Source organism: Thalassospira indica (genome assembly GCF_003403095.1).
GTDB lineage: Bacteria > Pseudomonadota > Alphaproteobacteria > Rhodospirillales > Thalassospiraceae > Thalassospira > Thalassospira indica.
Map to the genome: position 1 here is coordinate 945,121 of NZ_CP031555.1, position 25,068 is coordinate 970,188.

General features: G+C 54.6%; 25 protein-coding genes and 1 tRNA gene. 17 read left to right on the plus strand and 9 right to left on the minus strand.

The genetic code is table 11. The features are described 5' to 3' along the window. Positions 1-16 precede the first annotated feature (16 nt). Positions 17-1,267: a permease gene (locus DY252_RS04520; RefSeq protein ID WP_064787471.1), complete on the minus strand. Its 1,251-nt coding sequence runs from the start codon at positions 1,265-1,267 to the stop codon at positions 17-19. A gap of 132 nt (positions 1,268-1,399) precedes the next feature. On the opposite strand from DY252_RS04520, the gene DY252_RS04525 reads away from it, so the two are divergent. The 8 genes from DY252_RS04525 (at position 1,400) to DY252_RS04560 (ending at position 9,495) form a co-directional block, all read left to right on the plus strand. Continuing rightward, on the plus strand, positions 1,400-2,605 hold the full coding sequence (locus DY252_RS04525) for an MFS transporter (protein ID WP_082923341.1): 1,206 nt from the start codon (positions 1,400-1,402) through the stop codon (positions 2,603-2,605). Positions 2,606-2,785: 180 nt separating this feature from the next. Next, complete coding sequence (locus DY252_RS04530) at positions 2,786-5,659, plus strand: monovalent cation/H+ antiporter subunit A (protein ID WP_064787470.1); 2,874 nt, start codon at positions 2,786-2,788, stop codon at positions 5,657-5,659. 1 nt (position 5,660) lies between these two features. Further along, a complete protein-coding gene (locus DY252_RS04535; protein WP_064779809.1) occupies positions 5,661-6,017 on the plus strand; it encodes a Na+/H+ antiporter subunit C in 357 nt (118 codons plus the stop codon). Then, on the plus strand, positions 6,017-7,549 hold the full coding sequence (locus tag DY252_RS04540) for a monovalent cation/H+ antiporter subunit D (RefSeq protein ID WP_064787469.1): 1,533 nt from the start codon (positions 6,017-6,019) through the stop codon (positions 7,547-7,549). The genes DY252_RS04535 and DY252_RS04540 overlap by 1 nt, the downstream gene beginning before the upstream one ends. A gap of 17 nt (positions 7,550-7,566) precedes the next feature. Next, the gene (locus tag DY252_RS04545) at positions 7,567-8,058 is read left to right on the plus strand and encodes a Na+/H+ antiporter subunit E (protein ID WP_064779807.1); all 492 of its coding nucleotides are present in this window, start codon (positions 7,567-7,569) and stop codon (positions 8,056-8,058) included. Beyond that, on the plus strand, positions 8,055-8,324 hold the full coding sequence (locus DY252_RS04550) for a K+/H+ antiporter subunit F (RefSeq protein ID WP_063088598.1): 270 nt from the start codon (positions 8,055-8,057) through the stop codon (positions 8,322-8,324). Before DY252_RS04545 ends, DY252_RS04550 begins: the two co-directional genes overlap by 4 nt. A 12-nt stretch (positions 8,325-8,336) precedes the next feature. After that, positions 8,337-8,741: a Na+/H+ antiporter subunit G gene (locus tag DY252_RS04555; RefSeq protein ID WP_064779806.1), complete on the plus strand. Its 405-nt coding sequence runs from the start codon at positions 8,337-8,339 to the stop codon at positions 8,739-8,741. Positions 8,742-8,871: 130 nt separating this feature from the next. Next, a complete protein-coding gene (locus DY252_RS04560; protein WP_064787468.1) occupies positions 8,872-9,495 on the plus strand; it encodes a ribonuclease HII in 624 nt (207 codons plus the stop codon). A 22-nt stretch (positions 9,496-9,517) separates the two neighbouring features. On the opposite strand, the gene DY252_RS04565 is transcribed toward DY252_RS04560, so the two are convergent. Both DY252_RS04565 and arfB read right to left on the minus strand, forming a co-directional pair. Beyond that, the gene (locus tag DY252_RS04565; RefSeq protein WP_064787467.1) at positions 9,518-10,300 is read right to left on the minus strand and encodes an acyl-[acyl-carrier-protein] thioesterase; all 783 of its coding nucleotides are present in this window, start codon (positions 10,298-10,300) and stop codon (positions 9,518-9,520) included. Positions 10,301-10,328: 28 nt separating this feature from the next. Next, positions 10,329-10,745: an alternative ribosome rescue aminoacyl-tRNA hydrolase ArfB gene (gene arfB, locus DY252_RS04570; protein WP_064787466.1), complete on the minus strand. Its 417-nt coding sequence runs from the start codon at positions 10,743-10,745 to the stop codon at positions 10,329-10,331. A 147-nt stretch (positions 10,746-10,892) separates the two neighbouring features. Between arfB and DY252_RS04575 the strand changes: the two genes are divergently transcribed. Next, a complete protein-coding gene (locus DY252_RS04575; RefSeq protein WP_063088603.1) occupies positions 10,893-11,297 on the plus strand; it encodes a YbaN family protein in 405 nt (134 codons plus the stop codon). 21 nt (positions 11,298-11,318) lie between these two features. On the opposite strand, the gene DY252_RS04580 is transcribed toward DY252_RS04575, so the two are convergent. The 5 genes from DY252_RS04580 to DY252_RS04600 all read right to left on the minus strand — a co-directional run bounded on the left by DY252_RS04580 (position 11,319) and on the right by DY252_RS04600 (position 16,859). After that, positions 11,319-11,702 (minus strand): MerR family transcriptional regulator, encoded by a 384-nt coding sequence (locus DY252_RS04580; RefSeq protein WP_064779803.1) that lies wholly within the window; start codon positions 11,700-11,702, stop codon positions 11,319-11,321. Between the two features lie 38 nt (positions 11,703-11,740). Further along, positions 11,741-13,360, minus strand: coding sequence for an ATP-binding protein (locus tag DY252_RS04585; protein WP_064787465.1), 1,620 nt, complete (start codon positions 13,358-13,360; stop codon positions 11,741-11,743). Positions 13,361-13,374: 14 nt separating this feature from the next. Further along, complete coding sequence (locus DY252_RS04590; RefSeq protein ID WP_064787464.1) at positions 13,375-13,998, minus strand: chemotaxis protein CheC; 624 nt, start codon at positions 13,996-13,998, stop codon at positions 13,375-13,377. After that, entirely contained in the window at positions 13,995-14,369 is a 375-nt protein-coding gene (locus tag DY252_RS04595; RefSeq protein WP_064788236.1) for a response regulator transcription factor, read from the minus strand. Before DY252_RS04595 ends, DY252_RS04590 begins: the two co-directional genes overlap by 4 nt. A gap of 63 nt (positions 14,370-14,432) precedes the next feature. Beyond that, complete coding sequence (locus DY252_RS04600; protein ID WP_231959617.1) at positions 14,433-16,859, minus strand: putative bifunctional diguanylate cyclase/phosphodiesterase; 2,427 nt, start codon at positions 16,857-16,859, stop codon at positions 14,433-14,435. 375 nt (positions 16,860-17,234) lie between these two features. Between DY252_RS04600 and fdxA the strand changes: the two genes are divergently transcribed. The 3 genes from fdxA to DY252_RS04615 all read left to right on the plus strand — a co-directional run bounded on the left by fdxA (position 17,235) and on the right by DY252_RS04615 (position 19,276). After that, positions 17,235-17,570 (plus strand): ferredoxin FdxA, encoded by a 336-nt coding sequence (gene fdxA / locus DY252_RS04605; protein WP_007090191.1) that lies wholly within the window; start codon positions 17,235-17,237, stop codon positions 17,568-17,570. A 309-nt stretch (positions 17,571-17,879) separates the two neighbouring features. Beyond that, positions 17,880-18,380: a CarD family transcriptional regulator gene (locus DY252_RS04610; RefSeq protein WP_008889261.1), complete on the plus strand. Its 501-nt coding sequence runs from the start codon at positions 17,880-17,882 to the stop codon at positions 18,378-18,380. 92 nt (positions 18,381-18,472) lie between these two features. Then, positions 18,473-19,276 carry a hypothetical protein gene (locus DY252_RS04615; RefSeq protein WP_064787462.1) on the plus strand — a complete coding sequence of 268 codons (804 nt, stop codon included), beginning with the start codon at positions 18,473-18,475 and terminating at the stop codon, positions 19,274-19,276. A gap of 100 nt (positions 19,277-19,376) precedes the next feature. Here DY252_RS04615 and DY252_RS04620 read toward each other — a convergent pair whose 3' ends face one another. After that, a complete protein-coding gene (locus DY252_RS04620; protein ID WP_064787461.1) occupies positions 19,377-20,855 on the minus strand; it encodes a M48 family metalloprotease in 1,479 nt (492 codons plus the stop codon). Between the two features lie 181 nt (positions 20,856-21,036). On the opposite strand from DY252_RS04620, the gene DY252_RS04625 reads away from it, so the two are divergent. From DY252_RS04625 to DY252_RS04645, 5 genes are all read left to right on the plus strand, one after another. Continuing rightward, positions 21,037-21,858: a hypothetical protein gene (locus DY252_RS04625; RefSeq protein WP_064787460.1), complete on the plus strand. Its 822-nt coding sequence runs from the start codon at positions 21,037-21,039 to the stop codon at positions 21,856-21,858. 109 nt (positions 21,859-21,967) lie between these two features. Then, entirely contained in the window at positions 21,968-22,924 is a 957-nt protein-coding gene (gene pip, locus DY252_RS04630) for a prolyl aminopeptidase (RefSeq protein WP_064787459.1), read from the plus strand. 88 nt (positions 22,925-23,012) lie between these two features. Then, on the plus strand, positions 23,013-23,537 hold the full coding sequence (locus DY252_RS04635) for an acyloxyacyl hydrolase (RefSeq protein WP_064787458.1): 525 nt from the start codon (positions 23,013-23,015) through the stop codon (positions 23,535-23,537). Positions 23,538-23,696: 159 nt separating this feature from the next. Further along, positions 23,697-23,773: transfer RNA gene (locus DY252_RS04640), tRNA-Arg, on the plus strand. 127 nt (positions 23,774-23,900) lie between these two features. Then, positions 23,901-25,037: a homogentisate 1,2-dioxygenase gene (locus tag DY252_RS04645; RefSeq protein WP_064787457.1), complete on the plus strand. Its 1,137-nt coding sequence runs from the start codon at positions 23,901-23,903 to the stop codon at positions 25,035-25,037. Positions 25,038-25,068 lie beyond the last annotated feature (31 nt).

Below are 25,068 nucleotides of genomic sequence, written 5' to 3' on the forward strand. Positions count from 1 at the left end.
CGGCGGCACTTTTTTTCTAGATCAAGCTGGCTGCTTTAAGTACCAGACCACCTGCAAGCAGCGTAAGTGCGGTCCCGACAATCACGTTTTTAAGCGAAAGCAAAGACCCGTCGCCATGGTCGTGATCATGACCGTGGTCACCATGATCATGCTCGTGGTCATGGTGTGCTGCCTTTTGGCCTTCGCGACGGAGCCACAGCAAGATGCCAATCAGCCCAAAGGCCGCGATATTCAAGAACAGCGTATAATTAACGCCAAAGGCACTGACCTCGGCAATGTCACGGCTGCTTTCGGGCAGGGCGCCGAGTGCGACAAAGGCGTAATGCAGGATAAGCGCAGTGGCCACAATGCTGGCATACATGACACCTGCAATATAAAGCGCAGTTTTCCAGCCATAATACCGGGCATTGACCTTGACCAGTGGCGGGACCATCAGGTCCGAATAGATAAAGCCCATAATCCCGGCAAAGCTGACACCCCCGGCACTGAGAACCGTGGCCAATGGAATGTTCCCCATCGAGCCGATAAAGGTCGCGGCGGCGACAAATGGTGCCACAAGGGCGTTTTCAAGAACGGTCAGGAACGGCAAGTCTGACGCCTTACCCGTGCCGTCACCGGCAAGGAACAGGGTCTGCCAGAATTCGGCCGGGACAAAGACCGCAATAAAGCCGGCAATCGTGAAACCGATCAGGATTTCACGCCAGACCATCTGCCATTCCATTACAAAGCGCTTGCCGACCTGTTGCCAGCCTTCCTGGGACTTGATGCGTTTCTTCCAGTCGAAGTCGTCTTCTTCACTGCCGGTTTCTTCGTCGGCATGTTGCTTGGCGGCTTCAATCATCTCCTTGGGATATGTCACACGGATCAGAACAGCCGAAATCGCAATCATCAGGATACCCCCGATGATTTCTGCGGCCAGAAACTGCCAGCCAAGAAACAGGAAGATCAAAACGCCAAGTTCAATGACCAAGTTGGTCGATGCGAACATGAAGGCGACAGTGGCAATGAAATGCGCACCTTTCTGAAACAGCGATCGTGCCGCCGAAAGTGCTGCAAACGAGCATGAACTTGATATGGCGCCAAACAGACCGGCAAGCGAAACGCTACCGATACCGGCGTCGCCCATATGCGCAGTCAGGCGGTTCTTGGGGACGAAAACCTGAATCGCGGCACTGATGGAGTAACCAAGCACAAACGCCCACAGTGCGTTCCAGAAGAAACCAAGTGCGGTCATGACGCCGTTTGAATATTGATCAAGCAAATCCATTGTGACCTTCCTGCCATTTCAGGTGTCGGGCTCCTTATTAAACGGCTGGAAAGGTGAGGTGTTCCAAGATAGGCATTCGCCAACATCTGTGTATGATGGCCGAAATACCAAAAATGCAACGGGGGAAGCAGGGTGCGTACGGGCAAGACTTTTGCCGTTTCCATGATTACGGTCTGCCAGTTGATGGCGCTTGCGCTGTGGTTTTCGGCCACGGCGGTGCTACCACAATTGCGCAGCGAGTTTGGTATTGGGGCGCTGCAATCATCGCTATTTACCAGTGCGGTATTGCTGGGTTTCGTTCTGGGAACCGTTACCAGTGCGATCCTGGGGCTGGCGGATCGCATCGAACCCCGGCGTTTCTGGGCGGCATCGGCGATGATTGCCGCGACTGCCAATATTTTGATCCTTGTTGTACCGGTTGACGGCATTGTTGTGATCCTGTTGCGGCTGATCACGGGCGTTTGCATGGCCGGGATTTATCCGATTGGCATGAAGATGGTCGCAACCTGGTCACGCGGGGATACAGGTTTCTTGGTCGGGCTTTTGGTAGGGGCGCTGACCATGGGGTCTGCCATGCCGCACCTGTTTGCGGTGGCGGTGCCACTCGACTGGCGATACGTGATCATGACCGCCAGTGTGACCGCCTATATCGCGGCAATTGCCATCCTGTTTGTGCATCTGGGCGGGACACCGGGACGTTCCCCGCGGTTTGATCCAAAAATGGTTGGCAAGATCTGGGCAAACAAGCCGCTGCGCCATGCCTGCTATGGCTATTTTGGGCATATGTGGGAACTGTATGCCATGTGGGGCTGGATCGGATTGTTCCTGTATGGCGCATTTTCGGATCGTGTGATGGACAATCCCGGTGTCTGGTCCGCACTTTCGACGTTTGCCATTGTTGGCATCGGCGCGTTCGGGTCCTTGGCCGGGGGGTATTATGCTGACCGGATTGGCAGAACGACCGTGACGATTGCCGCCATGATCGTGAGTAGCGCCTGTGCGCTGGTTGCCGGTGGGTTATCCGATGCCCCGATCATCCTTCTTATTGTGGTTTGCATCGTCTGGGGGATCTCCGTGATCGCGGATTCCGCCCAATTCTCGTCCTGCGTCATTGAACTGGCCGACCCGCATCAGGTCGGTACGGCATTAACCCTGCAAAATGCCATCGGGTTCCTGATTGCACTTGTTTCCATCCACCTTGTGCCGGTTGTCGCCGATCAGACAGGTTGGTGGGGGGCATTTGCCATGTTGGCTGTCGGGCCTGTTTTGGGAACGATTGCCATGGTCAGGCTGCGCATGATGCCCGAGGCAATACAGCTCGCAGGCGGTAAAAAGTAAGGTTTGCCCGCTATAATTGCGATCTTTGGTGATCGGCTTCACTTGACAGCAGGGTGTTAAAAAGCTGCGCTGTTTGGGTTTTCTTGACCATTATCAGTACTAATATTAACTTCTGGCGGAATTTTCTTGCTGTCTCGCGTTCGGGGCGATGCGGCGAATATCCAAAAATAAGGGTCTTTCATGAGTCTCACCCTCATTGTTTTGCTTCCCTTCATTGGGGCGGTGTTACCCGCCATAATGATCAGGGCCGGGCGCAATGCTTGTGCCACAGCGACCGGTTCTGTCACGCTGCTTGCCCTGATCTTGCTGATGGCAAAGGCCCCGGCGGTCATTGCCGGCGAGGTATTTCAGGTCAGTTATAGTTGGTTGCCGGAACTGGGTCTGAATGTGACCTTCTTTCTGGACGGGCTCGGGTTGCTGTTTGCGACCCTGATCTTGGGTATCGGTCTTCTGATTATCATCTATGCGCGGTTCTATCTTTCCAAGGACGACCCGATGGGCAGGTTCTATGTGTTCCTGCTGTTGTTCCAGGGGGCCATGGTCGGCATCGTTCTTTCTGATAATATCCTGCTGCTGTTGATTTTCTGGGAACTGACATCGCTGTCATCGTTCCTTCTGATCGGGTACTGGAAACATTTGCCAGAAGGCCGTCAGGGCGCGCGCATGGCGCTTGCCGTGACCGGTGCTGGTGGTTTGGCAATGATTGCCGGGATGCTGATCCTTGGCGATATTGTCGGATCCTATGATCTGACCGTGATCTTGCAGAACGCCGACCTGATCCAGGCATCGCCGATGTATTTGCCGGCCTTGATCCTGATTTTGCTCGGCTGCTTTACCAAATCCGCACAGTTCCCGTTCCACTTCTGGCTGCCGCACGCGATGGCCGCACCGACGCCGGTTTCTGCCTATCTGCACTCGGCCACAATGGTGAAGGCGGGCATCTTCCTGATGGCGCGCATGTGGCCGGTTCTGTCGGGCACGCCGGAATGGTTCTATATCGTTGCGACGGCTGGTCTGATGACCATGGTGCTGGGCGCATGGATTGCGATCTTCAAGCACGACCTTAAGGGGCTTCTGGCATATTCGACGGTCAGTCACCTTGGTCTTGTCACCATGTTGCTTGGTTTCGGGACACCGATGGCGGCTGTTGCCGGGGTGTTTCACATCATCAACCATGCGACCTTCAAGGCGGCCCTGTTTATGACGGCTGGTATCATCGATCATGAAACCGGGACCCGTGATATCCGTCGTTTTGGCGGGTTGCTCAACCTGATGCCGATTGCTGGCACCATCGGGATTATCACCGCCGCCTCGATGGCCGGGATCATTCCGCTTAATGGTTTCATTTCCAAGGAGATGATGCTGGAAGAAGCATGGCACACCATGTGGCTGGATCAGAACTGGGTGGTTCCGCTTCTGGCGACCGTCGGTGCTCTGTTCTCTGTGGCCTATTCCTTCCGATTTATTTTCCACGTCTGGCTGGGCAAGCCGCGTGATGAAAACTTGCCGCATCATCCGCATGATCCGCCCTTTGGCATGTGGGCACCGCCCGCATTGCTGACGGTTCTGGTGGTTCTGATCGGTCTGTTCCCGGCAGCCATCGCAGGGCCACTGGTCGCTGCGACCGCAGGGGCCGTTATCGGTGGTGAATTGCCGGAATATCACCTGTCGCTTTGGCATGGTCTGACACCGGCCCTTGGCATGAGTGTGATTGCGATTATCGGTGGTTCCCTGTTGCTGATGCGCCATGGTGGCCTGATGTCGGCAACCGCCAACCTGTCGCGGCCCGATGCCAAGGCAATGTTTGATTGCGGCATGGCCAAGGCCGTCGCGCTCAGCCGACTGGTTTCGGACAATCTGCATAACGGATCATTGCAGCGTTATCTTGCAATCACGATCATCGGTTCCATCGGGATCGGGCTTTCGGGTTTCTATGCGCAACCGGACTTCCAGTCGGGCACGCGCGAGCTTCTTGAAGTCTCGCCGCCTGCGGCTATTGGCTGGTTGTTGCTGGTTGTGACATGTATTGCGTCGGTCTTTATGCATCACAACCGTTTGCTGACCTTGCTTCTGGTCGGTGTGGTTGGTCTGATTGTGTCGCTTGGCTTTATCTATCTTTCGGCACCGGACCTTGCGTTGACGCAGATTTCGGTCGAGGTGGTGACGGTCATTCTGATGTTGCTTGCGCTTAATATCCTTCCCAAGGAAACCCCGAAGGAAAGCCTGCCGGGCCGCAAGATGCGTGACGGTATTGTCTCGATTGCGGCAGGTCTTGGGGTTGGTGGTGCGATCTGGGCGATCATGACCCGCGATCTGCCAAACACAATCTCGTCCTATCATTTGGCGAACTCGAAAACCGAAGGTGGTGGTACCAACGTTGTCAACGTCATCCTCGTTGACTTCCGTGGGTTTGATACCTTTGGCGAGATCATCGTTCTTGGGATTGCCGCACTTTCGATCTTTGCGCTGATTGAAACCGTGACCCAGGGCGAGGCCGCCAAACGTCTGGCCAACTGGGTTGTCAGCAACCGTCGCTCGGCTGATCGTCACCCGATGATGATGGTTGTGGCAACGCGTGTGATGTTGCCGTTGTCGCTGATGGTGGGTGTTTACATCTTCCTGCGCGGTCACAATGAACCGGGCGGTGGCTTTATCGCTGGTCTGGTCGTGTCGGTTGCGTTGGTCATGCAGTATATGGCGTCGGGCTTTGGCTGGACCCAGAACCGCATGAAGGTCAATTACCACGGCATGATCGGTCTTGGTGTCATTGCCGCGGCGATTACCGGGGTATCAGCCTGGGTTGCGGGTCTGCCGTTCCTGACCAGCGGGTTTGTTCATGTTCACCTGCCGATCGTTGGCGAGTTTGAACTGGCATCGGCCATGGGCTTTGACCTTGGCGTCTTCCTGACCGTGGTCGGGGCAGTGATGCTGGCACTTGCCAAACTTTCGCAAGTCGAACGTATGGCCGAACATGTCGAAATAAATACCGAGCCGATGGACCACGATCCGTCGTTGTCGGCAGCACCGGCGGCAACGCCGGGCAAGGAGGCCTGATATGGAATTTCTTGTCGCAAGCAGTATTGGGCTTCTGACCACGTGCGGGACTTATTTGTTGCTGCGCGGGCGAACCTTCCCGGTGGTTGTTGGCTTGGCCCTGCTGTCCTACGCGGTGAACGTCTTCCTGTTCGCCATGGGACGTCTGACCATCAACATGCCACCGATCCTGCGTGAGGGTGTCACCGAATATACCGATCCTCTGCCACAGGCGCTTGTCCTGACGGCAATTGTGATTTCGTTCGGTATGACGGCATTGATCGTCGTTTTGTCGATCCGGACTTTCCTTGAAATCGGTAATGACCATGTTGACGGTCGTCCGGTTGGCGCGCCATCCGAAGCAGGAGATAAAAACTGATGGGTGACTGGATTGTTGTTCCCATAGTGCTGCCCGCAGTGATGGCCGCCCTGATTGTTCTGGCGGTGCGTCACGATATCATTCTGCAGCGCGTATTTTCCATCACGGCCACGGTCGCCCTTGTGGCCGTCACACTTTCGCTTCTGGTTTATGCCAGTGGCAATGGCCCGGAAATGTATGCGCTGTCGGATTGGCCGGCACCGTTTGGCATTGTTCTGGTGCTTGATCGTCTTTCGGCGATGATGGTGTTCCTGACATCGCTTCTTGGTCTTGGCGTTGTTCTTTTCGCATCAAGCGAATGGGACCAGCGCGGCAAGCATTTCCATGCCCTGTTCCAGTTCCAGCTGATGGGGGTCAATGGTGCGTTCCTGACCGGTGACATCTTTAACCTGTTCGTGTTCTTCGAAGTTCTGCTGATTGCGTCCTATGGCTTGATGCTGCATGGCGCGGGGGCAGAACGTCTTAAGGCCGGGATGCAATATGTCGTCATCAACCTGACAGGGTCGTCCTTGTTCCTGATTGGTGTCGGCATGATCTATTCCGTCACCGGGACGCTGAACATGGCCGACCTTGCCATTCAGGTGACCAATGTCGCGTCGGGTGATGCAGCCCTGCTGCGCGCCGGTGCGTTGATCCTGCTTCTGGTGTTCTGTGTTAAGGCCGCACTTGTTCCGGTTCATTTCTGGTTGCCGGGCACCTATGCCAATGCACCGGCACCGGTGGCTGCCCTGTTTGCCATCATGACCAAGGTCGGGGCCTATTGCGTTCTGCGTGTCTATTCGCTGGCCTTTGGCGATACGGCCGGTGACATGGCATGGCTCGCAGCGCCTTATGTCCTGCCGGCGGCACTGGTGACCCTGGTGCTTGGTATGACCGGGGTTCTTGCGGCGAAACGTCTTAACAGTCTGATCGCCTTTTCGGTGATCGGATCAATGGGCACCTTGTTGATTGCCATCGGGCTGTTTACGCCCGAAGCGATTTCGGCCGGTCTTTATTATATGCTGCATTCGACCTTCTCGGCGGCGGCTCTGTTCCTGATTGCCGATCTTGTGGTGTCACGCCGCGGGCAGTTCGGGGACAGTTTGCATACCGCCCCGCGCTTCCATCAGACCGGCTTCCTGGCTGTTCTGTTCTTTATCGGTGCGATCGGTATGGCCGGGATGCCGCCACTTAGTGGCTTTATCGGTAAACTTCAGATTCTTGATGCGGCACGCGACAGTGATGCCATGGTCTGGATCTGGTCGATCATTTTGGTGACGTCACTGATGTGTATCGTCGGGTTTGGTCGAGCGGGCAGTGTGCTGTTCTGGAAAAGTGCCTCCGTCGACGGCGAAATAACGGTCGAAGGTGCGAAATGGCCGGTTCTGCCGATCATTGCCAGTTGCGGTATGGTCAGCGGCCTGATCGCGCTGACCATCTTTGCCGGACCGATCACCGAGTATCTGAACGGCGTTGCGGTACAGTTGTTTGATACGTCGCATTACATCGAAGCGGTGCTGGGTGCAAACGCCCTGTCACTGGTCGGTCAATAAGGGGAGAGGATAGAAAGATGATAAAACGTTATCTGCCCCATCCGCTTTTGACACTAGTACTGCTTGTTGTCTGGGTGTTTCTGGTTAATGAAGTCTCGGCCGGTGCGGTGATCTTTGGGCTTATTCTTGCGATCATCATTCCGCTGATCACGGCCAGTTTCTGGCAGGATCGACCGCGCTTGCGCAACGTCTATGGGATCTGTGAGTACGGGCTGATTGTGCTGTGGGACATTCTGGTGGCGAATGTGATCGTGGCTGGTTTGATCCTGTTTCGCAAAACCGAAAGTCTGGAATCAAAGTCGGTTGTTGTGCCGCTTGATCTTACCTCGCCAGAGGCGATCACAACACTTGCCGGCACGATCACCATGACGCCGGGAACCGTGACGATTGATCTGAGTGCCGATGCCAAAAGCCTGCTTGTGCATTGCCTGCACGCACCCGATCCGCAGAGCGTGGTGGACGATATCAAGAACCGCTACGAACGCCGTCTGAAGGAGATTTTCGAATGATCGATTATGCACTGAATTTCGGCTTTATCTGCGTTGCGCTGGCACTTCTGATGAACCTGTATCGTTTGACCGTCGGGCCGACCACGGCAGACCGGGTTTTGGCCGTTGATACCATGGCGATCAATGCCATTGCCCTTCTGGTGCTGTATGGGATCGGCAAGGCGACCGCGATGTATTTCGAAGGGGCATTGCTGTTTGCGATGTTCGGGTTTGTTTCAACCGTGGCCTATTGCAAGTTCGTCTTGCGCGGCGACATCATCGAATAAGGGAGCGTAACGATGCCGTTTGTTGTTGAACTCATCATTTCGCTTCTGATCGTGATCGGCGGGCTGTTCTTGCTGGTTGGGTCGTTCGGGATGATCAAGTTGCGTGATCTTTTGCCGCGCCTGCATGCACCGACCAAGGCCAGTACGGTGGGGCTTGGTGGTGTCTTGATTGCGTCCATGCTGTTTTTCTGGATTGAACGCGGTAAATTCACCATTCACGAATTGCTGATCACGCTGTTCATCTTCCTGACAGCGCCGATCACCGCAAACCTGATCGCCAAGGCATACATGTTGCTGAATGTTGATCCGAACAAGGAACTGCCGCCCAGCAAACAGAATGAAGGTTGGGCAACCTTTGATCCGATCGGACCAGAGGGGTATGACCCCAGCGAAGAATATCAGGAAAAGGAAACCTGAAAGGGTCAGGACCTTTGATGAATTAAAGCGGCACCGGGAAACCGGTGCCGTTTTTGTTTTTAGGGTGTGTTGCCTGCGTGCATCCCAGTTGCTAAGACGAAAGACAGAGAGGGACGGGACAGAGATCACCATGCCGGATTTTTCCATCGAAGATCAGTATCAGGGCCGTATTGCCGGGATCGACGAGGTCGGTCGCGGGCCGTTGGCTGGCCCGGTCGTGGCGGCGGCGGTTATCCTGCCACGCGATGAACGTCTTCCGGTGGAGCTGTTGTCCGAGCTTAATGATTCCAAGAAACTCTCGGTCAAGAAACGTGATCACCTTTACGGCGTCATCATGAACTGTGCCGAAGTCGGCATTGGTGCCGCATCCGTGCGCGAGATTGATCAGATCAATATCCTGCAGGCGACCTATGTCGCCATGCGCCGCGCTGTCAGTCGCCTTGGGGCTTTGCCTGATCAGGCACTGGTTGATGGCAATCGCGACCCCGGGTTGCCCTGTGCGGTGGAGACGGTGGTGAAAGGCGATAGCAAGTCGCTTTCCATTGCCGCGGCATCAATCGTTGCCAAGGTGGTGCGTGACCGTGCCATGGCCCGCTTGGCCACGCGATACCCATTCTTTGGCTGGGAAGGCAATGCCGGGTATGGCGTCAAAAAGCATATGGCGGGACTGGGCGAGGTGGGCCCAACCGCCCATCACCGCAAAAGCTTCAAGCCGATTGCCGATTTGTTTGATGCAATGATGGATGGCCGCTAGGTCAGTTCCAAGTCATTTGGGTCTAGGCTAGGGCAGTCTGGTTAAACGGCACGATATGGGCACGCACCAGATCGGTGTCATCTTCTTCGCGGGTGATGGCGGCAAAGCCATCCGCATGACGAATGGCAACACGTTCCTGCACGCGGCATTCACTGCGGAACTGAATATCAAGACTTTCCGGATGAAAATCCGGTCGACCGTTCGGACCCGCAACCCCCATGACCCATTGCATCAGGCGCACATTGTTGACGTGTCCATAGAGATCAAGATCGGACGGCCGAGCCTTTATGTTATCCATGGTCGGCAAAGGATCGGTGGTAAAGGCCGGTCGCAAAGGTGGCTCGATCAATTTGGGGCCGGGGGGATCGGGCAGGCGTTCGGCCACCCAATCGGGCCATTGGGCCGCACGGCGGGTGCAAAGGTCAAACATCACCCAGAAACTTTGCGCGACACCGATGATTTCGCCCTTGCTATTGGTCAGGCGAAAGTCACGGGTGGCGACCCGGCGTGATACCCCCGACGGCCATGTTTCAATCAGGATATCCTCGCCATTTCCCGGATAGTCGCGCATATGAATGACCATGCGCGCCAGAACCCAGGCAATCCCCTGATCGACCGTATCGTCATAGGCCAGTTTCAGGATACGCGCGCCCCAACCGGCGGCATCCTGCATATAGTCGGCCAATGCAGACATCATGACCTTGCCATTGTCACCAATCTCGGAATAACGAACGCGATAGGTTCCCTTCCACCCGCAATTGGCCGGAAGAGACGCGGTTGAAATCCTGTTCCAGTCGATGGTCATGGCAGACCTTTGTATGGGTATCGCGCGATCAATAGGACGGTTTTTGCCGCATCTTTTTGGTATCACCGCGCTTCTTTTTGGAATCGACGCGTTTGCGTTTGGCAGAAAGACTGGGGCGGGTTTTGACCCGGTATTTTTTGCGTTCGGCAGCCTTGCGTAAAAGTGCCAGAAAACGATCGATCGCGTCCTGCTTGTTGCGTTCCTGGGTACGGTGGCGCTGAGCGTCAAAAATGATTTCGCCGTCATTGGTCAATTTGCTGCCGGCAAGTTCACGCAGGCGATTTCGCACATGCATTGGCAATTCAGTCAGGTCATCAATGCGCACACGCATCTGAACAGCACTGGAAACCTTGTTGACGTTCTGCCCGCCCGGGCCGGAGGCACGGACAAACTGAAAACTCAGATGGCGTTCATCCAGATAGAGGCCATTTACAATTTCAAGCATGGGAAACCGTGCAGATTGTCGAACTGTTTCAAGGTGATCAATTAACTGAGTGTGATGGTCGGCGATTGATTGAATTTGCTGATTTCTATGCCTACATTACACCCGTCTAACCTGTCAGGGGTCGGATCGACTGTAAACAGGAAATCAATGCTGCGCGTCTCGCATATCTATCTGGCCCTTGGGTGGCTTTCTGTTGGTCTTGGTGTGATCGGTATTTTCTTGCCGCTTCTGCCAACGACGCCCTTCATGCTGTTGGCAGCTTGGCTGTTTGCCAAGGGATCGCCGCGCCTGCATGACTGGATATGCAATCATCCGCGTTTTGGTTTGTCGATCCGTCAATGGAACGAGTATGGCGTGATCAATCGCCGTGCCAAAACCCTTGCCATGGTGGCGTTTCTGGTGGTGATTACGGCGTCATTGGTGCTGATCGAGAACCGCTGGGTGGCGTTTATTCAGCTTCTGGTCGCCATTCCTGTTAGCTGTTTTATCCTGTCCCGCCCTTCGGAAGCCCGGTTGGCCAAGGTGCAGAACCCAACAGGTAGCAGTCAATAAAGCCAGCAAAGGGCAGGGCTCTTAGCCTGCCTTCTTGCGCGACAGTTCTTCCTGACAAGTTTCTTCAAGTTTGTCGAGTTCATCAAGCGTTGCGTCAATGTCTTCGCGTTGCTTGCGAAGTGTCGCGCGCCGTTCATTGACCTTGTCGACCAGTGTGGTCAGCTGGGTGATCTCGCTGCGATCACCGTCATAAAGATCCAGCAAATCGCGAATTTCCTTTAGCGAAAATCCAAGCCGCTTGCCTCGCATGATCAGGCGCAGGCGCACACGGTCACGCTGGCTATAGATCCTGGTCTGACCTTGCCGTTCGGGCGAAATCAGTTCCTGATCCTCGTAAAAGCGGATGGTTCGGGTGGTGACTTCGAATTCGCGGGCAAGATCGGTGATGGTGTAGCTGTCGCTCATGGGGGCTCAATCATCTTTACGCTTACGTAAACTGAAAGCTACATGCTTTCGGATGCGGCGACAATCGACAATTCTTTTGGCAGCTCGACACAAAATGTGCTGCCCTGGCCGGGCTTGCTGGTGACATCGATGCCGCCACCATGGCGGTCGACGATCTTTTTACAGATCGCAAGACCAATTCCCGTCCCAGCATAATCCCCATAGCCATGCAGGCGCTTGAAGATTTCAAAGATGGTTTCGTGATATTGCGGGTCGATGCCAATCCCGTTATCGGCGACAAAGATCCGATAGCTGTCTGGTGTCTCAGAGGCAAAAATCCGAACCTGACCATTTTTCGGATCGCTGTATTTAAGCCCGTTTGACACCAGGTTCTGGAATAACAACAGCAACTGGCTTGCATCCCCCATGACGGTCGGCAGGTGACCCTCGCGGATGATGTTGCCTTCGGGGGTGGAACCGGCACGCCTGAAATTGGTGACAATGGCATCAAACAGATTGTCGAGCGGGACGGGATTGAACGGTTTGCCGTGGCGCCCAACCCGCGACAGGGTCAGAAGGTCATCAATCATGCGCTGCATGCGTTGCGTGCCATCAACTGCGTAATGAATGAATTCATCGGCTGTTTCGTCGAGTTGCCCCTCATACCGCCGGGCAAGCAACTGCGTGTAGCTTGAAACCATGCGCAACGGTTCCTGCAAGTCATGCGAGGCGGCATAGGCGAACTGTTCGAGTTCCGCGTTCGAGCGTTCAAGTTCCTGCATCGTGCGCTGGATTTCTTTTTCGTGGCGTTTGCGTTGGGAAATATCACGCAGCGTAATGATGTAGTGATAACGCTGGTCGGCGGAAAAATGGCTGATCGCGACTTCAAGCGGCACGTTCCGACCACTGAGTGTCGATGCCAGTACTTCGATCACGCCGGTGCCAAGGTCGGTCAAAAGCTGGTTCGGCGGCGGCGGGGTCAGCGGGGTATGTTCGCTATCGGGCAGCAAGAACCGGATGATGTTGCGCAGTTCCGGATCACCCGTCGGACCGCAAAGCTCCTGCGCGCGGGAATTAAGCGGTTCGATGCTGCCATCATCAGAGGCGACAAGAATCGCATCGATGGTGTTTTGCAAAATCGCACGCGTGCGGTCTTCGCTGCGTTTGGTTTGTGTCACAAGGTCGGCCAGCTCGGCGGCCTGCTGGCGCAAAAGACGGTCGCGCTGCACAGCCAGTGTGACGTCGCGAATGATCAATGAACAAAGCGTGCCGTTACGCTTGGTCTGGATCGGATGAACGCGAATGGATTGTTCCATGCGATCAAAACTGGCGGCAAATTGCGGTAGGGGACGAAGCGGCAGAGCGCCCTGATTGAGCGAGGGCGAAATGACTGCTGGCATGCCGAATTTCAGGCAATCTTCAATCGCAAGGCTGACACGGCCCAGTTTCGTGTCGGGGAACACATCGTGCAACGCCTTGCCCATGACCTGATCGGCATCCTTGCCCGACCGGCTTTGCATCCATTGGTTCCAGTGGCAAATCGTCCCGTCCGGGGCAAGCGCAATCAGCCCTGTATCTGCCGTATCAAGCAGTGCTGCAAAAAGATCAGCAGCATCGCTGTCACGGTTCAGATCAAATGACGGGGGTTGATCCCCCTTAGCGGATTGCGACTTTGTCATTCACCTCTCACCGGTTATCCAAGGGAGTTGGCCAGAAAACGCCGCACCAGTTCCCGCAACATCTGGATGGACTCCAAGTCCATCACAAACAGCACATAGCCATCGATATCGTTCTGACGCAGCATGAATTGTACATGCAAAATCATCAAAACGGGATTCGTGGCAGCACTGCCCCCTGCGGTTTCATCGTCAAGCAATGCACGCGTTTCGCGTTTGCGAAACGTCGGCATGGAGCAATTGATCGGTTCACCCAGAACGTTCGAAATACTGCCAAGGCAGGCATTCAGAATAATGTTGCCGACCTCCATCAGGGCTTCCTGTTCAAGATCGGTCAGCGTATCAAGCGGTACGTCAACTTTAAGCAAGCTGCGCACAAGTTCCAGGCTGCGAACTTCCGGGAAGACAAGCATGGCTTCACCGGTAAACGGTCCATGAAAACTTTGACTGACGGCAGAAACAACTTCGGTCGGGGCGTTGGCAAGTTCGCTATCGGAAAACCGTTCGACAAACGAGATGGCAGGCACGGTTAATTCAACAGGCTGATCAACCATTTCAGAAAGGGACGATGCAGCACGCCCGACACCAATATTGATCAGTTCACTGATTGTATCATGTTCAAGTTCGGTCAGTTCGATCATCGGGTTGCTTCCCGCGACATGATGTAGTCGCGAATTTTGTCCTCAGTCGGGGGCTTTGCGATGAAATCAAGGCCAAGGTTCTCGGCCTTGTTCTGGATTTCCTGTTGAATATTGGCAGTCAGAAGCGCAATTACAGCCCCGGGGAACCGGCTACGCAGCTTTTCGCCCAGTTCAATCCCATCCATGCCCGGCATGTTGAAGTCAACCAGCATATAGTCATAGGTTTTGGCATCAACCATCTCAAGCGCCTTGGCGCCATCCTCGGCCTCGTCGATTTCCCAATTGGCAAAGTTGCTGGAAATGAATGCCTTGACCAGAAGGCGGGCAAACTTGCTGTCATCAACGAGCAATACGGATTTGGTGTTTGGCATTTTCATCTCGATTTTGCGGGGCAGTGGTGGCGAAGCATCTGTCAATTAGGCATGTCTGGCGGGCTAGATTTCACTCGACATGTCGATCGATGGTCGTCGAATGTATTGGATAATTTCTTCGGGCGGCAGCGGTGTTGCGATCAGGAAGCCCTGGACTTCATCACAATTGCATTCCCGCAAGAAATTCATCTGTTCCTGGGTCTCGACCCCTTCAGCGATCACCTTGAGGCCAAGGTTATGTCCCATCGCAATAATGGTGCGCGTGATCGCGGCGTCGTCTGTGTCGATGGTGACATCCCGTACGAACGAACGGTCGATCTTGATGGAATTGATCGGCAACCGTTTGAGATAGGCGAGTGACGAATATCCGGTACCAAAATCATCAACTGCGATCTTTAAACCAAGATGGCGCAGCTCATCAAGGATGGTGGCCGCCTTCTTGATTTCCTGCATCATCGCCGTTTCCGTGACTTCAAGCACAATACGGGCGGCTGGTGTTGCCGTCTCGGCAAGGATGCGTGAAATCGTCTCTGTGATGTGGCCTTCGATCAACTGTCTTGGTGACAGATTGACCGCAATCGGCATCGGCGGAAGTGATTGAGCCTCCCACTCGGAAATCTGACGGCAAACTTCGCGGAAAACCCATTCGCCAATCCTGCTGATCAGGCCGGTTTCCTCGGCAACCGGAATAAACTGCATTGGCGAAATATAGCCTCGGCCCGGCTGTTTCCAGCGAATCAGCGCTTCAAGGCCGCAGACCTGGTTTGTCCACAGATCGACCTTCGGCTGGTAATGCAGTTCAAACTCATCCTTCACCAAAGCTTCGCGCAGATCATTTTCGATCACCAGGCGCGCCATGGCACTTTCGTTCATGGTCTTGGTAAAGAAGTGATAGGTGCCGCCGCCACTGGATTTTGCACTGTACATTGCGGTGTCGGCATTGCGCATCAGGGCCGGGAAATCCTCCCCATCAGATGGATAAAGTGCAATCCCGATGGACGGTGTGACAAACAGAACGCGTCCGTTGATGTCAAAGGCCGGTGCCAAGGCATCCAGCACGGCCTGCGAAAGGATGACGGCATCCTGCGTTTCCTTAAGGTCAGGAATAATGATCAGGAATTCGTCGCCGCCCAATCGGCCGACAATTTCCTGTCGCCCGATCACGCGTTGCAACCTGAGTGCGACGGCCTTGAGCATCAGGTCACCGACATCATGACCAAGGCTGTCATTGATCACCTTGAAACGATCAAGGTCAATGAACAGGATTGCGGTGGCACCGCTGCGCTCGGAAGCATTGTTTTTATGGGTGTTTAGGGCTTCTGACAGGCTGCGTTCAAGCATGCTGCGGTTGGGCAGGTTGGTCAGCGTGTCATGATTGGCCATATAGACCAGTTGTTCTTCGTACCGTTTTCGCACGGTGATATCGTTCAGAACAGCCGTCATCAATGGTGTTGCGCTATCGGGGATCAGGCGCAATGCAATGGAAACATCGATTTCCTTCTGATCGGCGCGCACAATCGGCAGGGTAAAGCGTTTTTCGACGGCTTCGGCGCCGGGGGCGTGTGCGGCGAGTTCTTCGAGACTGTGCTCGAGAAGCGGCACGGCACGCGGTAGCAGGAATTCATGTAATGTACGGCCCTTCGGTGTCTCATCGCGCATCAGGCCGAGGATCTCTTTGGTTGCTGCATTGCATTCAACAATGCGACCGGTCGGCGTGATGGTCAGAATGCCGTCCGCGACATTTTGAACGATGGCGCTCAGGCGGCTCTCACGGTCGCGGACTTTTTGCTGGCTTTCAAGCAATCTGTCGAGTGTTGATGAAACCCGTTCGACCAGACCACGTGTTGTCTGCAGGATCATGCCAAGTTCATTGCGGGCATGGTGCGGCGGAATGTTGATGGCAGCAGAGTCGGGCTTTTCCGGATCGATTTGGCGCAATTGTGCGGCAATGCCCAGAAGCGGTTTGGTCAGAGTGATATAGAAAAAAGCAACCAGAACCAGACCGAGCAGGAGGTTGCGCACAATTCCCGATAACAGAATGCGCGATGCACGGTTGATGAAACCCTCTGCGATCATGTCGGTATCGATCTTGACACTGAGGTGGCCGACCAGACCGTTTGGTCCGTCTGTATTCAGCGGGATTTCGTATTCCTGATTTTCCCCAAACATGATCTGGGTCAGGAATGTGCGGTTGGAATTGATTGGCTTTTCGGTCTTGCGTGCCAGAACATTTTGGAAGTTGTCGCGAAGCTCGGCCTCGTAGACTGGCTCATATTCAAACAGGCCAGAAATGACGCGGGCAGCGAGTGTTTCATCCAGACCATATGCGGCCTGGGTCGCAGACTCGCGCAGCGTCGCCAGAACCTGGTTTACGGTGCGGTCAATCAGGTTCTGTTCTTCGCGAAGATCCCAGACAATCTGAATGCCACTGAATAACAGGCCGATCAGCAAAGTAAGGCCGACCGCAATCCTTGCCTGTTTGACAGACAAGCGATCGCGCCATCTAAGCCGTTGTTGATCAAGGCCTTTTTCCGGCAATCCGATCCCCACAGTTTCTTCTGTTATACCCCTTGCGAAGCAGACTATGGCTTTGCGGGGGTAAAAGCAATTCTCCGCGGGATTTAGGAACTGGAAAAGCCGCGAGAAATCTGTATGTTCTGCGCTGCACTGCAGCGTTGAGGGCGAACTCGAAGCAGGCGCCACGCAGCCTGTCAGTGCGTCGTGAAGAAAATACTACGTAAAAAATTAGGGTTTTATTGGAGTTGCACACAACAGCTGTGCGTGATAACCCAATTCCCGAGAGAGAACATGGCCGAAAGCGGGTGCAGCCGCAATCTGGCCCCGCAACCTGTACGGAGTTACACCATGACCTATGTGGTGACGGAAAACTGCATCAAGTGTAAGTATCAGGACTGCGTCGAGGTTTGCCCCGTCGATTGCTTCTATGAAGGTGAAAACTTTCTGGTGATTCACCCTGATGAATGCATCGATTGTGGTGTTTGCGAACCGGAATGCCCCGCTGAAGCGATTATTCCCGATACCGAACCGAATCTGGATAACTGGTTGGAAATCAACCGTAAGTTTGCAGAGGTCTGGCCAAATATTACCCGCAAGGGCGATGCGCCTGCTGATGCGGATGAATGGAACGGCAAATCCGGCAAGACCGAATTGCTGTCCGAAGCCCCGGGAACGGGCGACTGATTTTTGGGCTAACCCCCGATATTACATGCGATTTTTGACCCACTGGTTTGCGCCAGTGGGTTTTGCGCATGGCTGCATTGAACGGGTTGCCGGGAAAATTCCTGTAAACTGATGGCTTGTTGTGTTATGGTTCACAATTCGCGCTAAGGGCTCGACAGGCTCGTTCCGAAATGTCGGATTTCCGTATTTGAATTTCCTGTCTGAACCGCGACTTTGCCAAAAAGCTTGGTCGCGTGCAGCTCTTTGCGTCGCTGGTTCTGTAGTGTTGCAGTTGAATGACCAGGCCTGATTGGGCCGGAAGGATGCTTAATGTCGGATAAGTTGCCGTTTGCTGTTGGCGATTACGTTGTTTACCCCGCACATGGTGTTGGCTGTGTTGATGGCCTGGAAACCCAGGAAATTGCGGGGCAGGAATTGCGCCTTTATGTAATTACCTTTGAATCTAGCCGCATGACCCTGCGCGTGCCGGTGAACAAAGTTGGCAACTCCGGTCTGCGCAAGCTGTCCTCGAAAAAACAGATGGATTCTGCGCTGATTACCCTTAAGGGCCGTGCGCGTGTGAAACGCACCATGTGGTCCCGCCGCGCCCAGGAATATGAAGCAAAGATCAATTCGGGTGACCCGGTTTCGATCGCCGAAGTCGTGCGCGACCTTCACCGCAGCGCGACCCAGCCGGAGCAGTCCTTCTCCGAACGCCAGATCTACGAAGCTGCTTTCGAGCGCCTCGTTGATGAACTTGCCGCGATTGAAAAAATCGACAAGGACAAGGCGTCTGGCAAACTCGAAAAGCTTTTGCAGAAGGCTGCCTGATTGCGAAGGCCCCTTCAGACAACTATTTATAAAAACCGGCCCGCGATATACGCTTGGGCCGGTTTTATTTTTGTTTTGGGCAGGTTACAGCGATGAGTACAGTTCTGGCGCCGATCAAGCCGGCTGAGCGAATCTGGGTCGTCGGCGCAATCAATGGTGATCACGGCGCATTATGTGCCGTTCACCGGAAACTTGCGCAACATATGAAACCGGGCGACAGGCTTGTCTATCTTGGCAATTACTGGGGCGATGGCACGGCTGAAAATGTCGTTGCAACCATCAACGAGCTGTTGCTGTTTCGCCGTTTCTTCATTGCCAAGGATGGTGTTGATATCAGTGATATCGCCTTCCTGCGCGGTGCAGTCGAAGAAATGCTGTCCAAGTTGCAGCAGATCCAGTTCGCCCCAAACCCGGGCGAAGTTTTTGACTGGATGCTGACCCGTGGCATCGCCGGACCGGTGCGTGCCTATGGCTTTGACCCGGTCCATGTCCAAAGAACCATGCATCAGGGTGCACATGCGATCTCGCAGTGGACCTCGGGCTTTGCGGACGCCGTGCGCCGCCATAGTGGTCATAACGCATTGATGTCTGATCTCAAGCACGCGGCCTATTCGACAGATGGACGCTTGATCTTTGTTCATACCGGGCTGGATGGCTCTCGGCCGCTGACAGGCCAGACGGATACCTTCTGGTGGGGTGGGTCAATGTTTGAAGCCATCACCGAGCGGTATTACGACTGTGCCCGTATTGTGCGCGGTGCATCCCAAGGCCAGACGGGCTTGCAGGAACGTGAATTTACCCTGTCGCTGGATGGTGGTGCAGGTCGCGGTGGTCATTTGATTGCGGTCGCCCTTGATGGCCAAGGTGCGGTCATCGAACAGATCACAAGCAGCTAGACTTTCTGTTATCCCCGCGGGGAATTGAGCAATCGGAAAAGAAAAAGGCAGCATCAATATGCTGCCTTTTATCGTGTTTGGGTTTGGATAGGTTGGCGTTTTAGTGGCGAACCACCTTGACCAGCGACCCGACGGCCGGGGCCTGCCCATCGCGAAGGCCGTTGATCGTGGCAAAGACATCTGCCGGTGCCTTGTCGACTTCCATGTCGTCGATAAAGGTCTGCAGGTCATATTCCGGGTTTACCGCACGTACCTTGATGCGAAGCGGGGTATAGATCTTCTTTTCCCGATCGGTGAGCGGGCGGAAGCTATAGGTTGTGCGGCGCAGTGGCAGGTTATAGCTATCAGCCTGATCAAGCGGTGTGACAAACAGGAACTGATAGGCCGAGCTGCCATGGCGGATCACAACCACGCGCAGGCGTGCAGGACCCGAACGCAACGAGATATCAGCACTGCCGGTGGCGGCTTCCTGTCCCTCGATATCAAGCATCTCGATATTGCGGATCGCGATCTGCTTTGAGAAACCGTTTTGAAGATAGCTATCAAGGCGCATGTCCTTTGCGCCCGGCGCACCCTCGAAGATGATCTGGGCACCTTTGCCATCGCGGGCGATAACGGCATTTGGCTGGTTGGTCATTGTGAAGCCATCGGGGACTTCAAACCGGAAATTCAATGGCACGTGGATAAATTCCTGCCCCCGGACATAACCCTGATCCGGGCCGTCGCCATACAGAATACCGTCAATTGCCGTCATATAGCGCACAGCACCACTTTCCGGATTGGCAACCGCCGTGACATTGGCACTTTGATGAGCCTGTTCAATACGATCAAGCGTGCGTGGGTGGGTTGCCATGAAATCATACTGATCGACATCGTCAGGTGACCGGCCGGCAAGTTTGGCCTGAAGTCGTGAATGGGCCCGAAGCTTTTCAAGGAAAGTCGCCATGGCATCCGGGTCATAACCCGCACGCGTGATATAGCGAATGCCAAGCATGTCGGCTTCGAATTCATGTTCGCGCGAGAAGGACTTGAGATATGCGTTTGCCCCGGTCCCGATTAACTCGCCAGCACCGTTTCCAACGGCAACGGCCAGACCACCAGCCAGAATTTGCGTCAGTACACCACGGCTATAACGTTGTGCGGAATGACGGGCAACGACGTGACCGATCTCATGGGCAAGGACGCCTGCCAGTTCCGCCTCGTTGGTCGCAAGGGCCGCCAGGCCACGCGTGATATAAACGTATCCACCGGGCAGGGCAAAGGCGTTGACAACCGGGGAGTCCAGGACCGTGAAGGTGAATTTCTCGTTCGGGGTTTCAGAAACCGCGACCAGCTTTTCACCGACTTCTGTCACATAGGTCTGCAGGTCCTTTTCGGTGTATTGACCACCGAATTCCTTGACCATCTTCGGATGTTCCTGCGAGCCGATCTGTTTTTCCTGCTCGGGCGACATGAAGGCCGTAAAGCTGTCTTCGCCGGTCGCCCGGTTGGTCGAACATCCGGCAACGGCAGTACTCAGCGCAATCGCTGCAAGCACACCTGCAATATGTTTATGTGAACGAAAGTTCAGCCAGCCCATTGATATCTTTCCTCGTGTTCTTTGGCAGCGTAAGCTGTGGCGCAATATATTTGCGAAACCAACCGGGAATTGGTAACGCGTGTTCCTTGATCATTCAATCTTTTCGCATTCACCGATAAAGCATCAAAAATGGGGAAATTTTTGGGCCGGATCGACATTGGTGTGTCGTAAAGGCACATTCATGCTGCTTGTTGTCGCCTTTTGCTGGGCCAATCTACCCGTGATGGCCGCCGATTGGCGCTGTGGGGCTGACATCATTGCGGGTGACGCACAAACGCTGCTTTCAACGGATCCGAAACCGGTTTGGCATGATGTGCAGCTCAATATTGAAGCGGTTGATGCATTCACTGCCGCCCAGCTGCCGGGTAAATCATTTCGGCTGGCAGATATCGCGTTTGTGCCGGGATATGAAGACGCGGCACGGGCATGGCTAGAACAGGCAAGTGCGAACAAGGTTTCGATCACGCCGCTGGCCGAAAGGTCGGACTTTCTCGGGCGAATACCGGTTCGTATTGAAGATCAAGTGATCGGTGACTGGCAAGCAGAACTTCTGGCTGCCGGTCTCGCGATGCTTCTTCCTGAAAGCGGGCAGGATGTGTCAGAGCTGATCGGGATCGAGGATGCTGCGATCAAAAATCACTCTGGCATATGGTCCGACCCTAGCCCAGCGACAGCCTATTATGTGGTGGCTGTTGATGCCGGGGGAGAGAAAACTCCGACTGCGAGTGATGCAATCGGCAGATTTGCCGTGATTGACGGCACTATCAGAAGCATCGAACATCAGGAATGGCGCAGTTACCTTAACTTCGGATCGAACTGGCGCGAAGATTTCACCATCGCACTCGATGCCACCTTGCGCGATGCATTCGCCAACGGCGAAGACTTTCAAGACATCCTGCAGGATTGGGTCGGGCAGGAAATTCGGGTGCGTGGCGTGATTGAAAATCGCGGTGGCCCTTACATCACACTTGAAAACCCGTTCTGGCTTTGCCTCGCCCGGTAGCCGCGGGCGCAATAGAGCTTGTTCTTATACGGTCGTTTATGCGACTTCTTGTACGCGCCGCCACCGGCGAAAAGACAGCGTCCCATTTAATAAAGAAAAGGTCCTTCGCTTGCTCTATCCCGAAATTTCGCCCCATCAGTCGGGTTGGTTACCTCGTGAAGACGGTCACGAGATTTACTGGGAAGAAGTTGGTAACCCCGACGGGCTGCCGGTCATCTTCCTGCATGGCGGCCCGGGTGCGGGTATTTCGCCTAACAGCCGCCGCTTTTTTGATCCGGAAAAGTACCGTGTGATTTTGTTTGATCAGCGCGGGGCCGGAAAATCTCGCCCGTTCGGCAGCCTTGAAAATAACACGACCGAACATCTGATTGGCGATATCGAAGCCCTGCGCAAGGAGCGCGGCATTGATCGTTGGCTGGTGTTTGGGGGCTCGTGGGGGTCGACTTTGGCGTTGGCCTACGGTCAGGCGTGCCCGGAACGCGTCACAGGGTTTGTCCTGCGCGGTATCTTCCTTGGCACGACATCCGAAATCAAATGGTTCATGGAGGGCATGGGGCGGTTCTTCCCCGAGGCAGAGCGCCGCTTCCTTGATGCTGCTGGTTTCAAAGACAATCCCGGTTACCAGCCCTTGCTTGACCGTTATGCCGATATCTTCTCGGGCAAGGATGGTGAAGACGCGGCTGTTGATGCCGCACGCGTCTGGTCAGCCTATGAGGCGACATGCTGTACGCTTCTGCCTGATGATGGTCTGGTCGAAGACTTCGAGGGCGATCAGATCGCGTTGGCGCTGGCCAAGCTTGAACATCATTACTTTGTCCATCGCTGCTTCTTTGAAGAAGACCAGTTGATCAAGAACGTCGGTCGTATTTCCCATGCACCGCTCGTCATTGTTCAGGGGCGCTATGACGTGGTGTGCCCGCCGGTTTCGGCCTTGGCACTGCATAAGGCGTGGGATGGCTCTGAACTGGTCATCGTTGATGATGCCGGGCATGCGGCCAGCGAACCTGGGACCATCCGGGAACTGGTGCTGGCGACCAACCGGTTCGATGGCAAGAAGTTTGTGTAAAATTAACAGACAAGCAGCATTGTGTTGTTGAGTTTGAAACACGGTTGGGTAGTATATCGAACCGATTGATCTAGTGGGGACTTGGTTAATGAAGTTGGTTTTGGGGAAAATGCTTGCAGTTTGCGTACTGTTTGGTTTTTTGAACACCGCACAAGCACAGCAAATTCTTGGAAATGATAACGATTCCGGACTGCTTGAATTTTCGACCGGTATGGTCGACATCACGCAGGACGAAGAAGCAGCTGAATTTCGTCTGAACTATCGTGCACAGCACGCGATGTTTGATGTCACCCGCCCGATCGGCGGGGTGATGGTTACTTCCGAAGGTGCCGTTCACGGTTATGGCGGTCTGGCTGTTGATGTTCTGTGGGGCGATCATTTCGTTTCCAGCGTCTACACCTCGGTTGGTGCATACCATCAGGGCAATGGTGAAGATCTTGGTCACTGGATCGAATTCCGTTCGGGTCTTGAGCTTGGCTTCCGCTTTGACAGCCACGAGCGTTTGAGCCTTGGTATCTCGCACATCTCGAACGCCAGCATCGGTGACGAAAACCCGGGTACAGAAATCCTGTCCCTGACCTATTCCTTCCCGATCGAGCGCCTCTTCGACTAAGGCGATCATCGATAAAGGTTTTAATCAGCCGAGGGTGAGCGCATCCTCGGCTGATTTGTTTTTCGGACAATTTTTTGGCCGCCAAGGTGGCAATATCCGTGCCCTCGCGGATTGATCACCGTCGGTTTTGCTGCTAATGGAATGCTGCCTTTTGGCAGTGCGCCCGTAGCTCAGCAGGATAGAGCACCAGATTCCTAATCTGGGGGCCACAGGTTCGAATCCTGTCGGGCGCACCATCTTTCCGTCATGTACGGTTTTCCTCTTGCTTGAAAAACAACCACTTCTTTCTCATATCGGTAGAAAGGGGGCTTGGTTGCGATCCACTCCGTTTGGCTCCCGATAAAACCGATCTGGGAGGATCACATGACGAACTGGATCAGGCTGCCAAACAGCGAAGGTCAATGTGTCGCGCGCTCTGATGGGCAAGGCGACCAAAAAACATATCAGCGCGAAGTCGGGCGTGCCGGTTTCGCGGGGCCGTCAGCGCAAATTTATCATCGTCACCCGCCGGCCGGCTGGGCGACATTTGAAGGTCCTTTGCGACCACGCGCGTTTTCCCTTGGCAAGCTCTCACCGGGCCCGGCCTGTCCATTGCAGGCCCGCCGGGTGCTTCATAACGAACATATGGAAGTTCGTTACTGGAAAACCGATAGCAAAATGCATGCGCTTGCCCGTAATGCGGATGGCGATACTCTGATCTTTGTTCACAACGGGGCCGGGGCGCTGTTTTGCGATTACGGTCATCTTCCCTATCGCGACGGGGACTATATCCTTTTGCCGCGCGGCACTGCCTGGCGGATCGAGCCATCTGAACTTTCGGAATTCATGATGATCGAGGCAACGGCAGATGCCTTCAAGCTGCCGGATGCGTCATCGGATGGCGCGCGCGCGGTAGATCCGATGTTGTTCACCTTGCCCAGAATTGACGATGCCTTCATTGCCCAGCAAGACGACGCATTCTGGGAAATCCACATCAAGCGCCGCGGGCAGGTTTCGACCCTGACCTATCCGTTCAATCCGCTGGATGCGATTGGCTGGGAAGGGGATCTTTGTGTGGTGAAGCTCAATTGGCGCGATCTTGCAAAACATCGCTCCGACGGGCAGAGAACGCCACCTGCAGCATCCTGTACCTTTGTTACCGGGACATTTTCAATCAGCACTTTTATCCCCAAGGTGGGCGAGGGCGAGTCCGGTATCATGCGCGTGCCGTTCTATCATTCCAACGAAGATGCAGATGAGTTCATCTTTTATCACCGGGGCGAGTTCTTCAGTCGCGGCGAAATAAAGGCCGGAATGGCAACATTCCATCCGAGCGGTTTCCCGCACGGACCGCATCCAAGCGCCTATCAGACAAAGATGGTCAAGGCGCCGGTGGAAACCGAAGAAGTGGCCATCATGATCGACAGTCGGGCATTCCTGACGGTTGATGAATCCATTCCGGACGGTGCGGAATGGAAGGCGTATGTGAAAACATGGGAAAAAGCGCAAGAGACACTATAAGGACTTGCTGACATTCGGTGAAAAATGGCAA